This is a genomic window from Halorussus ruber, assembly GCF_004765785.1.
Lineage (GTDB): Archaea > Halobacteriota > Halobacteria > Halobacteriales > Haladaptataceae > Halorussus > Halorussus ruber.
Genome location: NZ_SBIT01000001.1, coordinates 115,241 through 128,344, shown reverse-complemented (window position 1 = coordinate 128,344; position 13,104 = coordinate 115,241). Strand labels below are relative to the sequence as shown.

Here is a 13,104-nt window from a genome sequence, read left to right as displayed (position 1 = left end):
CCGGCGCGGCCACGGGTGGAAGCTCCTCCGGCGCGGCCACGGATAGGACCTCGTCCGGTGCGGGCGGCAGTCGGGGCGTCGTCTGTCGGGTCTCGACCCACTTAGAGACACAATTATGAATATTAAAGGTATGTTTGGGATTCTTTAGAAAATGTGAATACGTTTCTGTCGAGACTCTCGACTTCGCTTCGGCCTTCGCTACCCGGGATACTTCGCGCGAGCGCACCCCTTTTATCTCCCCGCGTCCTACGTCCGGTCTATGCTACTCATCCGTGGCGAAGCAGGGGGTACCACCCTGACCGGGACGCTGTACGAGCGGGGGGAGCGCGCGCCGCGGTTCAAGGGCGCGCCCGACGAGGACGCGCCGTACGTCTGGGTCTGCGACGAGTTCTATCAGGTCGAGAGCGGCGGGACGGTCCAGAAAGTCGACGGCGAGGAGGTCAACGTCGCCTTCGAGTCGCCGATGCCCCGCGGGTTCGACACCCGCGAGCAGGCCGAGGAGGCCGCGCGCGAACATATCCGGACGCAGTTCGTCCGCATCGGCATCGACGCCGACGACGTGGAAATCACTGTCGAGAAACAGGAACCCGAGGCGGCGGAACCGCAGTAGACTCGTTTTTGGAGTCGTCAGTAGTCCCGACCCCACCGCACCGCGTTGTAGTTCTCGTCCAGTTCGGTATCCAGCGACTCCTCGAACGATTTGATGAGCGAGTCGGCGCTCCCGCGGTCGATGGCCGCCAACTCGTCGGCCTTCGAGACGACCCGGGGCGGGCCGCGCCGCGCCGCGATTTCGCCGAGAATCTGGCGCTCGATGCGCTCGCGGGTCGCGTCGTCCTCGGTGAACACCTTCGGGGCCTCGACCTTGAACACGAGGTCCCGGCGCGGGTCGTAAATCACGCAGAACGTGACCTTGTAGTCCTCGGGGTCGAGTTCTCGGTCGAGGTGGCGATTCGGGTCCGCGTCGAAGAAGCCGTCGAGGCCCGCGCGGGACTCGAACCAGTTGGTCAGGGTCAACTCGTCGGTCAGGCGCTCGAACTCGCCGTCCACGAGGTCTCGGCGCTCCAAAATCTGGGCGAACAGGCCCGCGTCGTGTGCCCACGGCACCGGTCCGAAGTCGGCCTTTTGCTTGAGCGCCCGGACGACGGACTTGGCGGAGACGTTCTTGACGAACCCGGCGAAGGGGACCCCGCGCTCGGCGAACGTCTCGACCAGTTCGACGTAGTTCGACAGAATCCGGGCGACTTCGTCGGACTCCTCGAAGAGGTCGGTCAGCACCGAACTGCGGGAGTACCACCGCAGGACGCCCTTCGGGTAGATGGGGCCGTCGAGGAGCAGGAAGTCCGAGACCCGGTCGGCGTGTTCGAGGGCGTGACTGCTCTCGGCGAGGTAGAGAGCGAGGGCGTGGACCACGTCCTCCTCGTACTGGTTCTGGGGGAGGTGAGTGTGGACGATACGGCGCTGGCTTCCGTCGTCGTACTCGTCCCAGTCGGTCCCGAAGTTGGCGGCGGTGTCGTTCGAGTGGAGCGCCTTCACCACGGTCCGGCGGTCGTGGAGGTCCAGCTCCGAGGGCGTGGCGCTCATCGCGGCGTGGGCCACGTCGATGACCAGTCCGTTCTTGAACGGTCGGGGGTTCAGGGTTCCGGCGTCGAGGCCGTGGGTCGTCGGGAAGGGGTCGTCTTCGAGTGCGATGTTTTGGGCGTCCACCCGGCGGCGCGACTGCTCGCCGATGGGCGTCAGAATCTCGCCCTCCTCGCCGTAGAGCGGGTCGAGGTAGTGGTTCCAGACCTCCTCGGCGAACTCCCGGTGGTCGCGGTCCTCGGCGTCGTAGTCGATGTGGTCGGCGAGGCCCGCGATGCCGTCGAAGTGCACCGGGTCGAGAGTCATGGGAGATGGATTCTCGCCAACTCTGCAAAAAGGGTTGGGTTCCGGGGAAGGAGGTCGTGCGGTTGGCGAGCGCAGGCCGACTTCCGGCAGTTGGCTTAGCCAACCTATCCACCGTTGGTGGGTGAAGGGGCCGCGCGGTCGCGTTCACTTTGGTCGTCTGAGCGACCACTATCCACGGCGGGCGTTGCTGAGGGCCGTGGATATGTCGCTCAGCGACCGCGAGCGGGCGGGGGCTTCAGAAATAAAATTAGTCCACCCAGCGTTGCTCTCTGCTATCAGCTCGATAGCAAAAAGCTAACTTCAGGCTTGAGCCACGGAGTCCCGCACAGCACTGCAACCGCCCTGCACCGCAACCGCGGACCTCACACCTCCCCAGCCTCCTCACTCACTCCCGCCGGTCGTTCGCTCGTCCCTCGCGCGAGGGATGCGCGCAGAACTGCGCGCATCCCCGCGCGCCGGACGAGAAATCCCCGATTTTGTTCCGGTTGAAAATCTCTTTACTCGCTTCCGAAAGCCGAAGGGTAGTTAGGACGCGACGCCCTCCTGTCGCGCATGAAGGCCGCGCTCATCATCCTCGACGGCTGGGGGTTAGGTAGCGAAGACGGTGGACGAAACGCCATCGAAGCCGCCGACACGCCGAACTTCGACCGGTACGCCGATTCGGGGGCCTACGGCACCCTGAACGTGACCGGGAGGAGGGTCGGCCTGCCGGAGGGTCAGATGGGCAACAGCGAGGTCGGCCACCTCAACATCGGCGCGGGCCGGGTGGTCAAACAGGAGTACACCCGTATCGAGGACGCCATCGAGAGCGGCGAGTTGGGCGACAACGAGGCCATCGACTCCGCCTTCCAGTACGCACGGGACAACGACGGGTGCGTTCACTTCATGGGGCTGGTGAGCGAGGGAGGAGTCCACTCCGACCAGCGCCACCTCTACGCGCTCATCGAGTTGGCCGCCGAGCGCGGCGTGGACGCCGTGACCCACGCCTTCACCGACGGACGGGACACCCCGCCCCGGAGCGGCGAGGACTTTTTGGGGAAACTGGAGTCGGTCGTAGAGCGCGAGGGGACCGGCGACGTGGCGACCGTCTCGGGGCGGTACTACGCGATGGACCGCGACCAGAACTGGGAGCGCACCAGACGCGCCTACGACGCCATCGTGAACCGCGAGGCCGAGCGGGAGGCCGAATCTGCCGTCGAAGCGGTCCGCGAGTCCTACGACCGGGACACGACCGACGAGTTCGTAGAGCCGACCCTCGTGGAGGGCGGTTCTGCCCTCTCGGACGGGGACGCAGTAGTCTTCTTCAACTTCCGGTCGGACCGCGCTCGGCAACTCACGCGGATGCTCGCGGACATCGACCCGGTCTGGGAGTTCGAGACGACTCCCCCCGAAATCTGCGTGGCGACGATGACCCAGTACGACAAGGAGTTCGACCTCCCGGTCGCCTTCCCGCCCCACCAACCCGAGGACACCCTCGGCGAGGTGCTGGCCGACCACGGCCTCACCCAACTCCGCATCGCCGAGTCCGAGAAGTACGCCCACGTCACCTACTTCCTCAACGGCGGGCGCGAAGTCGAGTTCGAGGGCGAGCGCCGCGAAATCGTCCCCTCGCCCGACGTGCCGACGTACGACCAGCAACCCGAGATGAGCGCCGAGCAGGTCACCGACACCGCGATAAATACCATCCAGCGCGAGGACCCGGACGTGCTGGTGCTGAACTACGCGAACCCGGACATGGTGGGCCACACGGGCGACTTCGACGCCGCGGTGCGAGCAGTCGAGGCCGTGGACGCCCAACTGGGCCGCCTCGTGGAGGCGGTCGAGGCCGCAGGCGGGCACCTCCTCGTCACCGCCGACCACGGCAACGCCGACGACATGGGCACGCCAGAGGACCCCCACACCGCCCACACCTACAATCTGGTCCCGTTCGTCTACCTGACGCCCGAGGGCGATAGCGGTGGTAAGCGCGTCCGCGAGGGCGGGTCGCTCTGCGACATCGCGCCGACCCTCCTGTCGCTCATCGGCGTCGAACAGCCGAACGCGATGACCGGCCAGAATCTGTTGGAGTAGGCTGTCGAACGCTCGGGTTGACTTCTTCTCGGCACGTACTGGCCTCTCCTCCCGACTCGGCGCGCGCTGGCGGGGTCGTCACGAGCGAAGCGAGTGACTGCTCGACGGACCGAGCGAAGCGAGTGACTGCTCGACGGACGCGGTTTGTCCGTCGGTGTCTCTCGTGGCCCCGCCAACCGCGCGAGGGATGAGTAGCGCAGGCTCGGAAGACGCGGTTTGTCTTCCGGCGGCCGAGCAACGCAATCGGTCGGGGTGGGTGTGGTTCGCGGTTGCAGCGCGGTGCGGCAGACTCCTATGTTCAAGCCTGAAGCTAGCTCCGTTCGATTTCCGCCACCAGACAGTTCTACAATTCTAAAAGAAATAAAAAAATCCGAAACATGACTACATATTCATCTAAACTACTCTCCGGTCCGGAACGACAGGTCAAGACTCGCCGCCGAGTGCGTCAGCGACCCCATCGAAATCACGTCCACGCCGGTCTCGGCGTACTCCGGCACGTCCGAAATTCCGATTCCACCACTCGCCTCCGCCAGCACGCCCTCCGGCAACGACTCCACGCCCTCGCGCACCCCGTCGGGCGTCATGTTGTCCAGCAGGACGATGTCGGCCCCGGCCTCAGCGGCCCGCGCCGCGTCCGACGGACGCTCGACCTCGACCTCGATTTTGGTGGCGAAGGACTTCTCCTCGCGGAAGTGCCCAACCGCCTCCTCCATCCCCATCTCGGCGACGTGGTTGTCCTTGACCATGACCATCCCCGAGAGGGTGAGGCGGTGGGTGTCGCCGCCGCCCGCCGCGATGGCGCGCTTCTCGACGCCCCGCAAGCCGGGCGTGGTCTTCCGAGTGCCCGCGATGGCGACCTCGTCGCTCCGCTCGCCGGTCGCCTCGCGGGCCGCGTCCACGGCCCGGCGGGTCTTCGTCGCCACGCCCGAGGCGTGGCCCGCGACGTTGACCGCGACGCGCTCTCCTCGGAGGACCGACTCGGCGGGACCCTCGACTTCCAGCAGGACATCGCCCGCCGAAATCCGGTCGCCCGCTTCGACCGTCGCGGAGGCGTCCACGTCGAGGTAGTCGAAGACGGCCCTCGCGGCGTCGAGTCCGGCCGCGACGCCCTCCTCCTTGGCGACGAGTCGGCCCGTCGTCTCGCCGGGGACGTGGTTGGTCACGTCGCGGTGGCCAACGTCCTCGCGGAGCCACTCCTCGACTTTCCGGTCAGTCACTCGCATTCGCTGGCACCTCGTCTGCGTCACCCTCGTCGCTGGTCACGTCTTCGAGCGCGTGGCATCCGACCGGGTCGGCCTCCATCGCCTGCCGGGCGACCAGCAGGGCGACCACGCTGGCGTTCCGGAGTTCGTAGAGGCTCCGCGAGGTTCTGGTCCGGGTGTAGGCGTCCACCTCGCCTTTGAGCCGCCGGAGGACCGCCGTCGCGCGCTGCAGGCCCTCGGGCGTCCGCCTGAGTCCAACGTTCTCGTCCATCACCCTCCGAAGGCGGACGAACTTCTCGCGGGCGAACCCGGCGGGCAGGTCGGGGTCGCGGTCCAGCAAGTCCGGGGCTTCGACGCGCTCCGGGTCGAATCCGGCCGCGGACTCCCCGGCGCGCAGGCCCCAGACCAGCCCCTCCAGCAGGCTCGTGGACGCGAGGCGGTTCGCGCCGTGGACGCCGGTCCGGGCGCACTCGCCGACCGCGAAGAGCCGGTCGAGGTCGGTCCGGCCCCGGTCGTCCACCGAAATCCCACCGCAGAGGAAGTGTTCGCTCGGCTCGACCGGGATGCCCGACTCCCAGTCCACGCCGCGCTCCTCGCACTTCTCGGCGAGGTCGGGGAACTCCGACTCGAAGTCTAGCGGGGATACGTCTAGATACACCCCGCCCGTGCGCTCGCGCTCGTCCGCGACGGCGCGGGCGACCACGTCGCGCGGGCCGAGTTCGGCCTCCTCGTGGTAGTCGGGCATGAATCGCTCGTCCTCCGCGTTCCGGAGGAGCGCCCCTTCTCCTCTGACGGCCTCGCTGACGAGGAAGGGGTCCTCGCCAGCATAGGCGGTCGGGTGGAACTGGATGTAGGCCATGTCCTCCACGTCGGCCCCCGCGAGGGCGGCCATCGCAATCCCGTCGCCGGTCGCGGTCTCGGGGTTGGTGGAGTTCCGATAGAGCGCGCCGATGCCGCCGGTGGCGAGGACCGTCGCGCCCGCGAAGACCGACTCGCGCTCGCCGTCCTGTTCTACGATTGCGCCGTGGACTCGCCCCTCGTGGGTGATGAGGTCGAGCGCGGCGGTGTCGGCCCGGACCGTGACTCGCTCGTGGTCGTCGAGGTGGTTCAGGAAGGGACCGAGGACGTGCTTGCCCGTGCTGGCGTTGACGTGGAGGATTCGGGGTTCGGAGTGGGCCGCCTCGCGGGTGTAGTCGAAGTCCGAACCGTCGCCGCCGTTGCCGCCGTCGCCGTCTTCGGCGCGGTCGAAGGGCACGTCGAGGGTCTCGACCAGCACGTCCTCGACGGCCTCGCGGGCGTCCGAGACGAGCGTGTCCACCGCCTCGGGGTCGGCGGTGTCGGCGCTGGCTTCGATGATGTCTCGCTCGAACGCTTCGGGGTCCGAGCGCGTGGTGGCGACCCCGCCCTGCGCCCAGTGGGAGGTGGTCTGCTCGGGGCGCTCGGCCTTCGTGACGACGAGGACCTCCGCGCCCTCGCGGGCCGCCGAGAGGGCCGCCGCGCATCCCGCGACGCCGCTTCCGACGACCAGCACGTCTGCTTCGGCGAAATCTGGCGTAGTGTCGTCCGTCATGGTCATATCTCCAGCATTCGCTGCATCGCCACGTCGGCGAGTTCGGCCTCCTGTGGCGCGACTTCGATGACGTTGCGCTCGCGGCCCGCGACGAGTTCTTCCAGCACCCACGTCAGGTAGTTGGGGTCGATTTGGCGCATCGCGTTGCAGTCCATGCAGGCGTCCCCGCAGAGGGGGACGACGTTCACCTCGGGGTGCCACCGCTGGAGGTGGTTCGTGAGGTGAATCTCGGTACCGATGGCCCACGTCTCGCCGGGGTCAGCGTCCTCGACAGTCTGGCAGATGGTCGCGGTGCTTCCGGCCACGTCGGCGGCCTCCACGACCTCGCGGCGGCACTCGGGATGGACGATGACGTTGGCGTCGTCGTACTCCTCGCGGACCTGTTCGATGTGGTCGGCGCGGAATCGCTCGTGGACCTGACAGTAGCCGTCCCACAGGATGATGTCGCTCTCGGCGACCTCCTCGGCGTCCTTGCCCTCGGGGTCCCACGGGTCCCACTCGGCGATAGAATCGGCCATGCCGAGGCGGTGGGCGGTGTTCTCGCCGAGGTGCTTGTCGGGGAGGAACAGGACCTTGTCGCCCTGCTCGAAGGCCCACTCGAACACTTTGTCGGCGTTCGAGGAGGTACAGACCGCGCCGCCCTGCTCGGCGCAGAACGCCTTCAGGTCGGCGTAGGAGTTCATGTACGTGATGGGGACGATGTTCGCGTCGGGGGCCGCTTCGGTAATCTCGGCCCACGCGGCGTCGACTTGCAGGGCCTCGGCCATTCCGGCCATCGGGCAGGAGGCCTCCATCGAGGGGAGGATGACGGTCTGGTCGTCGTCGGTGATGATGTCAGCCGACTCGGCCATGAAGGTCACGCCGCCGAAGACGACGTACTCGGCGTCGGCCTCGGCGGCCTCGACGCTGAGTTGGTACGAATCGCCGATGAAGTCGGCGTGTTCCACGATTTCGCGGCGCTGGTAGTTGTGGCCCAGAATGACGAGGTCGTCGCCCAACTCGTCTTTCGCGGCCTCGGTTCTGTCGCGGCGCTCTTCCTCGCTCAAACCCCGATACGCTTCGGGCAACTGTTCGAGGTTGTCGTATTTGAAGAGACTCAGGTCTGTTTCGATGTCCGCCGTTTCCATTTTTGGCACAGTCAGCCACCTCCGATTGCAACAGACTTCGGTATCCACTATTGAAAATATTTTCTCTTCATAGGCGAGCGGTGAATTGGCTCGGGTGCTATCGACTTTTACATTCGGGGATGCCTCCAACGGAGTCGGTTCGTGAACCGGAGACCGTCGGGAGTCTGCCTCGGCGACAGTTTCGGACGCGGCCGAGATGACCGACTCGCCGACGGCTAGGAAACAATTATAGGTATTTTAGATATAAATATATTTCTCAAAGACAACTAATTAGTTCTCAAACGAAGGTAGATAATCCCGTAGGGTGAGAGGCCGACCCTACCGACCGTCGTACACCACGTCGCCGTCCACGATCGTCAGCGCCACGTCGATGTTCTCGATGTCCTCGGGATGCTCCCACGGCGAGCGTTCGAGCACTACCAAATCGGCCTTCTTGCCCTCCGCAATCGTCCCGAGTCGCTCCTCGTCGAACCCGGCGTAGGCCGCGCCGCGGGTGTAGGCCCGCAGGGCCTCGGTGACCGAGAGGCGCTGGCGCTCGGCGGGCGCGTTGACCGTCTGGTGGACGCCGAACAGCGGGTCCAGCGGCATGCAGTCGCTCCCGAACGCCAGCGGCGCGCCCGCCTCCAGCAGGTCGGCGTAGCGATTCGACCGCTCGCGGCGCTCGGTCCCGAGTCGGTCCTCGTACAGACTCTCTTCTCCGGCCCACTTGAGGAAGTTCGGCTGGACCGAGGCCACGACCCCCGTCTCGGCGAATTGCTCGACCGCCTCGTCGTCGGCGAGTTCGGCGTGTTCGACGCGGTGACGTGCCGCGCCGGGGTCGTCGGTCTCGGCGTAGGCCGACAGGACCTCCTCGACCGCCTCGTCGCCGATGGCGTGGGCGGTCAGCTGGAAGCCAGCGCCGTCGGCCTCGGCGACGAGTTCCCGAAGCTCCTCGGGCGAGACGACCCACTGGCCGGTCGCATCCTCCGGGTCGCCCTCCGCGTCCGCGGCGTCGGCGTAGGGGTCCGAGAGCTTGGCGGTCCGCCCGCCGAGGCTCCCGTCGGTGAAGGTCTTGATGGCGCCGGTCCGGACGAACTCGCTCCCGTGGTTGGTCCGCAGGCCGGTCTCGACGGCGGCGTCGAGGTGGTCCGACCAGTAGTTGATGCGGACTCGCAGGCTGAGGTCGCCGTCCATGTCCATCTGGCGGTAGACCTCGGGGGCGCGCGAGTTCCGAACCATGTCGTGGACGCCCGTGACGCCCAACCGGTTGGCCTCGCGCTGGGCGGCCGCCACGAGTTCGCGCATCTCCTCGGCACCGGGTTCGATGGCCTCGTAGATTACGTCCACCGCCTCCTCGACGATGACGCCCGTGGGGTCGCCGCCCTCGGTTCGCACGTCCTCCTCGGGCATCTCGGCGACGTAGCGGTCGAGGGCGACCGAGTTGACCGCCGCGATGTGCATGTCCTCGCGGAAGGCCGCGACCGGGCGCTGTTCGCTCACGGCGTCTAAGTCCTCGCGGGTGAGATACCGCGAGTCGTCCCACGTACTCTCGTCGTAGCCGAAGCCGAGAGTCCACTCAGTATCGCCATTCTCGGTTTCACCGAGGAGTTCCACGCAGTCGGCGGGCGAATCGGCCGCCGAGAGGTCGGCGTGGACCAGCGAGCGCCCGAGGTGCTGGAGGTGGGTGTGGGCGTCGATGAACCCCGGCAGGAGGACGCGCCCGCCGAGGTCCACAACCTCGGTCTCGACGCCGTTCAGGAACTCGACTTCGTACTCGTCGTCTACGCGCACGATTTCGCCGTCGCGGACCGCCACCGCCTCGGCGACCTCGTCGGACTCGCCGAGCGTGTGGACTTCCGCGTTCGTGAAGATGCAGTCTGCCGCCGCTGTCATGCCAGAGACGTGCGCCGGAGAGGCGATAATCGTTGGGGAATCGGAGAACGCGGGCAAGAGATACGCGACGAACCGACCGCAGAAGAGCGACGAACCGGCCGAGGAGACTACTGGGGCGCTTCGACCACCGAGACGTGGCCGTCACCGCTGACGACGAGTTCGTGGTCGAAGAACGAAAACTGGGCGGTTCCCGCCGACCGGGGCGTCCCGTCGTAGTGGTCGGCGAAGAGGGCGTCGAGGGCGTCGGGGTCGATGGCTTCGGCCAGCGGGTCCATCTCCGCCGGGTCGGTGTTCGACACCGCGGCGACCGCCGCCACGACGCCTTCGCTGAGGCTTTGGTTCTCGTCTACTTCGTACGTCAGTACCGTGCCGCGATTGAGTGCTGATTGCTTCTCGCTCATGGGTGTTCGGACTCGCAGAGCACGTCGGTCTCTCGAGAGCGCGCTACGTCGAACACTAGTGACCTGCTGGCGTACCCTCGGGGGTTCGTCACCGAAGGGGTTTAAGTAGGGGTCACTTCTTGGGGACGAGCGTGACGGCGACGAGGTTCCGGAGTCCGCGCCGCATCCGCTTCGAGACCGCCCGCGGAGAGACGTCGAACTGCTCGGAGAGTTCCTCTACGGTGATTTCACGCGGCTCGTCGAAGTACCCCGCCTCGAAGGCGACGAGGATGGTCTCTCGCTGGTCGTCGGTCAGGCCGTACTGCTGACCGGCCTCGACTTCGCTCAGCGTGTGAATCCAGTTGAGTCGCAGGTCGATGTCGTTGTCGGCGCAGTAGCGCTGGAGGTCCACGATGGCCTCCCGGTCGGGCGACCGGAGTCGGAACCGCCAGACGCCGTCGCGCCGCCGGACCTCCAGCAGGGTGGCTTTCGATTCGAGGATGCCCTCGATGAGGCCCGGTTCGTTGCTCCACGCCGCCCTGACGAGCGCGCCGTCCTCGACCTCGTCTAACACCGTGACGCTCTCGATGCCGCGATTCTCGCGCAGCGTCTCGACGAAGGCGTCCACGTCGTCGCCCCAGACCCAGAAGAAGGGGAGCGCACTCCCGCCGGTCGGGACGATGCGCTCCAGTTCGACCTGCATGTCCGGCGTCGCGTCGAGTGCCCGACCGAGCGGGAACTCCTCGACGGGCACGGACAGCTCCGCGATGACGCTCATGACACTCGGGGTTCGACACGCGCGTCCAAGGTTGTTGGGGTGGTTCCCCGCCAACGGTTTTCCGGAACCACTATGCGAGGGGCGGACAAATCGCGGCGCATGAACCGCATCATCGGCGAGCGTGACCTCTCGGAGACGCCGTTCTCCCCCGAGGAGGCCCGAGCGACCTACCGGGACATGGTTCGAGCGCGGGCGTTCGACGAGCGAGCGCTGGCGCTCCAGCGCAGAGGCTGGATGAGCAGTTGGCCGCCCTACAAGGGCCAAGAGGGTTCGCAGGTCGGGGCCGCGCTGGCGATGGACGACGACGACTGGCTCTTCCCGACCTACCGGTCGAACGCCATGCAAATCGCCCGCGACGTGCCGATGAGCGACATCCTCCTCTTCCGCCGGGGCCGCCCCGAGTTCCACTCGGGCCACGAGGTCCCCAACTTCCCGCAGGCGGTCCCCATCGCCACGCAGATTCCCCACGCCGCCGGGGCCGGGATGGCGATGAACTACCGCGAGGAGGTCGGCGGTGCCGAAGAGAATCACGCCGCGCTCTGCTACTTCGGCGACGGCGCGACCAGCGAGGGCGACTTCCACGAGGGGCTGAACTTCGCGGGCGTCTTCGACGCGCCGACGGTCTTCTTCTGCGAGAACAACGAGTGGGCGATTAGTTTACCTCGACACCGCCAGACCGCCTCCGACACCATCGCCCAGAAGGCCGAGGCCTATGGCTTCGAGGGCGTGCAGGTCGACGGCAACGACCCTCTCGCGGTCCGCGAAACCGTCTCGGAGGCCCTCGACTCGGCCCGGGACGGCGACCCGGTCCTCGTGGAGAGTCTGACCTACCGGCAGGGTGCCCACACGACCAGCGACGACCCGAGTCAGTACGAGGAGACCGCCCGCGAGTTGCCCGACTGGCGGACCGCCGACCCCCTCGAACGCTACGAGGAGTACCTCCGCGAGCAGGACGTGCTGGACGACGAGTTCGTCGCCGAGGTTGAGGACGAGGTTGACGCCGAGTTGGACGAGGCGGTCGAGCGCGCCGAGTCGGTCGAACCCGGCGACCCCCACGACGTGTTCGACCGCGTCTACGCCGACCTGCCCCCGAACCTGCGAGAGCAGAAGGCGTGGCTGGATTCGTTCCTCGGCGAGAACGACGTGCAGGAATTGGACCACTAAGCGAAGTCGATTCTACCGTTCCCCCGCTCAGTTCTGTGTGTCTCCCATTCAGTCGAGCGCCATGTAGGTCTTGGTGTCGGCGACCCCGTCTATCCCCGAGATGTCCGAGGAGGCGGCGTGGAGTACCTCGTAGACTTCGTCGGCGTCGGCCTCCACGATGATGTCGAACTCGCCCGCGACGACGTGGCCCTCCGAGACGTGATTCAGCTCTCGAACCGATTCTATCACGTCCTCGGAGCGTCCAGCGGCCGTTTTTACCATAATAAAAGCGTGAACCATCGCACTATGGGATTCTGTACCATACGAGAAAAACCTTTGGGACGGAGAAAAGTTATTCAGTCGTCCCGTCGTAAGCGTTACCATGCGTTTCGTTATCATAGGTTCGGGTCGGGTAGGGCTTCGCACGGCCCGAGTTCTCCGCGAGGAGGGCCACGAGGTCACGTTGGTCGAGGCAGACGCAAACAAGGTCGAGCGCGCCCGGAACGACGACTTCGAGGTCATCGAGGGCGACGGTGCCCGCGAGGAGGCGCTCAAGAAGGCGGACTTGGAGTCCGCCGACGCGGTCGGCGCGCTGACCGGCGACCTGAACGTCAACTTCGCGGCCTGCATGGTCGGCAAGCACTACGGCTGTCGGACCGTCCTGCGCATCGACGAGGACTACCGCGAGGACATCTACCGCAAGTTCGCCAGCGACGTAGACGAGGTGGTCTACCCCGAGCGTCTGGGAGCCATCGCCGCGAAGAACGCCATGATGGGCGGCAACGTCCGGGCTATCGCCGACATCGCCCAGAGTTTGCAGGTGGTGGAGCTCACCATCACCGACGAGTCGCCGGTCAAGGGCTACTCCATCAGCGAACTCTCGATTCCGGCCGACTCGCGGATTCTCGCCTTCGGGAAGGCCGACGAGGCGATGGGGATTCCCCTGCCGGACGACTCGCTGGAGGTCGGCGACCGACTGGCGGTGCTGGCCGACTTCAAGGTGTTAGAGGACGTGCGACAGATTCTGGTGGGCGACGCCAGCCGAGAGACTGCACAAGCGATGACGGGAGAAAACTAA

12 protein-coding genes are annotated in these 13,104 nt (G+C 66.5%); 4 read left to right on the top strand and 8 right to left on the bottom strand.

Annotated elements, in window-relative coordinates:
* Positions 1-259: 259 nt before the first annotated feature.
* Complete coding sequence (locus tag EPL01_RS05185; protein ID WP_135824195.1) at positions 260-610, top strand: DUF7113 family protein; 351 nt, start codon at positions 260-262, stop codon at positions 608-610.
* Between the two features lie 17 nt (positions 611-627).
* Here EPL01_RS05185 and EPL01_RS05180 read toward each other — a convergent pair whose 3' ends face one another.
* Complete coding sequence (locus EPL01_RS05180; protein WP_135824194.1) at positions 628-1,884, bottom strand: DNA double-strand break repair nuclease NurA; 1,257 nt, start codon at positions 1,882-1,884, stop codon at positions 628-630.
* A 552-nt stretch (positions 1,885-2,436) separates the two neighbouring features.
* On the opposite strand from EPL01_RS05180, the gene gpmI reads away from it, so the two are divergent.
* Positions 2,437-3,954 carry a 2,3-bisphosphoglycerate-independent phosphoglycerate mutase gene (gene gpmI / locus EPL01_RS05175; protein WP_135824193.1) on the top strand — a complete coding sequence of 506 codons (1,518 nt, stop codon included), beginning with the start codon at positions 2,437-2,439 and terminating at the stop codon, positions 3,952-3,954.
* A gap of 398 nt (positions 3,955-4,352) precedes the next feature.
* Here the strand turns inward: gpmI and nadC are convergent, their stop codons facing one another.
* The 6 genes from nadC to EPL01_RS05145 all read right to left on the bottom strand — a co-directional run bounded on the left by nadC (position 4,353) and on the right by EPL01_RS05145 (position 10,883).
* Positions 4,353-5,177, bottom strand: coding sequence for a carboxylating nicotinate-nucleotide diphosphorylase (gene nadC, locus EPL01_RS05170; protein ID WP_135824192.1), 825 nt, complete (start codon positions 5,175-5,177; stop codon positions 4,353-4,355).
* Complete coding sequence (locus tag EPL01_RS05165) at positions 5,164-6,732, bottom strand: L-aspartate oxidase (RefSeq protein ID WP_135824191.1); 1,569 nt, start codon at positions 6,730-6,732, stop codon at positions 5,164-5,166. Before EPL01_RS05165 ends, nadC begins: the two co-directional genes overlap by 14 nt.
* Entirely contained in the window at positions 6,729-7,862 is a 1,134-nt protein-coding gene (gene nadA / locus EPL01_RS05160) for a quinolinate synthase NadA (RefSeq protein WP_135824190.1), read from the bottom strand. The genes EPL01_RS05165 and nadA overlap by 4 nt, the downstream gene beginning before the upstream one ends.
* Before the next feature lie 309 nt (positions 7,863-8,171).
* The gene (locus EPL01_RS05155; protein ID WP_135824189.1) at positions 8,172-9,725 is read right to left on the bottom strand and encodes an amidohydrolase; all 1,554 of its coding nucleotides are present in this window, start codon (positions 9,723-9,725) and stop codon (positions 8,172-8,174) included.
* A gap of 107 nt (positions 9,726-9,832) precedes the next feature.
* Positions 9,833-10,126, bottom strand: a complete 294-nt coding sequence (locus EPL01_RS05150) for a DdfA family disk-determining factor (RefSeq protein ID WP_168215817.1) — start codon at positions 10,124-10,126, stop codon at positions 9,833-9,835.
* A gap of 112 nt (positions 10,127-10,238) precedes the next feature.
* On the bottom strand, positions 10,239-10,883 hold the full coding sequence (locus EPL01_RS05145) for a helix-turn-helix domain-containing protein (protein ID WP_135824188.1): 645 nt from the start codon (positions 10,881-10,883) through the stop codon (positions 10,239-10,241).
* 99 nt (positions 10,884-10,982) lie between these two features.
* Between EPL01_RS05145 and EPL01_RS05140 the strand changes: the two genes are divergently transcribed.
* A complete protein-coding gene (locus EPL01_RS05140; RefSeq protein ID WP_135824187.1) occupies positions 10,983-12,047 on the top strand; it encodes a thiamine pyrophosphate-dependent dehydrogenase E1 component subunit alpha in 1,065 nt (354 codons plus the stop codon).
* Between the two features lie 48 nt (positions 12,048-12,095).
* On the opposite strand, the gene EPL01_RS05135 is transcribed toward EPL01_RS05140, so the two are convergent.
* Positions 12,096-12,326: an Lrp/AsnC family transcriptional regulator gene (locus tag EPL01_RS05135; RefSeq protein ID WP_135824186.1), complete on the bottom strand. Its 231-nt coding sequence runs from the start codon at positions 12,324-12,326 to the stop codon at positions 12,096-12,098.
* A gap of 82 nt (positions 12,327-12,408) precedes the next feature.
* On the opposite strand from EPL01_RS05135, the gene EPL01_RS05130 reads away from it, so the two are divergent.
* On the top strand, positions 12,409-13,104 hold the full coding sequence (locus tag EPL01_RS05130) for a potassium channel family protein (RefSeq protein ID WP_135824185.1): 696 nt from the start codon (positions 12,409-12,411) through the stop codon (positions 13,102-13,104).

Bases quoted from the DNA above. Each gene is read 5' to 3' on its own strand.
- nadC (WP_135824192.1), bottom strand. From the start codon at position 5,177: ATGCGAGTGACTGACCGGAAAGTCGAGGAGTGGCTCCGCGAGGACGTT.
- EPL01_RS05180 (WP_135824194.1), bottom strand. From the start codon at position 1,884: ATGACTCTCGACCCGGTGCACTTCGACGGCATCGCGGGCCTCGCCGAC.
- EPL01_RS05165 (WP_135824191.1), bottom strand. From the start codon at position 6,732: ATGACCATGACGGACGACACTACGCCAGATTTCGCCGAAGCAGACGTG.
- EPL01_RS05150 (WP_168215817.1), bottom strand. From the start codon at position 10,126: ATGAGCGAGAAGCAATCAGCACTCAATCGCGGCACGGTACTGACGTAC.
- EPL01_RS05185 (WP_135824195.1), top strand. From the start codon at position 260: ATGCTACTCATCCGTGGCGAAGCAGGGGGTACCACCCTGACCGGGACG.
- EPL01_RS05140 (WP_135824187.1), top strand. From the start codon at position 10,983: ATGAACCGCATCATCGGCGAGCGTGACCTCTCGGAGACGCCGTTCTCC.
- EPL01_RS05135 (WP_135824186.1), bottom strand. From the start codon at position 12,326: ATGGTTCACGCTTTTATTATGGTAAAAACGGCCGCTGGACGCTCCGAG.
- EPL01_RS05145 (WP_135824188.1), bottom strand. From the start codon at position 10,883: ATGAGCGTCATCGCGGAGCTGTCCGTGCCCGTCGAGGAGTTCCCGCTC.
- gpmI (WP_135824193.1), top strand. From the start codon at position 2,437: ATGAAGGCCGCGCTCATCATCCTCGACGGCTGGGGGTTAGGTAGCGAA.
- EPL01_RS05130 (WP_135824185.1), top strand. From the start codon at position 12,409: ATGCGTTTCGTTATCATAGGTTCGGGTCGGGTAGGGCTTCGCACGGCC.
- EPL01_RS05155 (WP_135824189.1), bottom strand. From the start codon at position 9,725: ATGACAGCGGCGGCAGACTGCATCTTCACGAACGCGGAAGTCCACACG.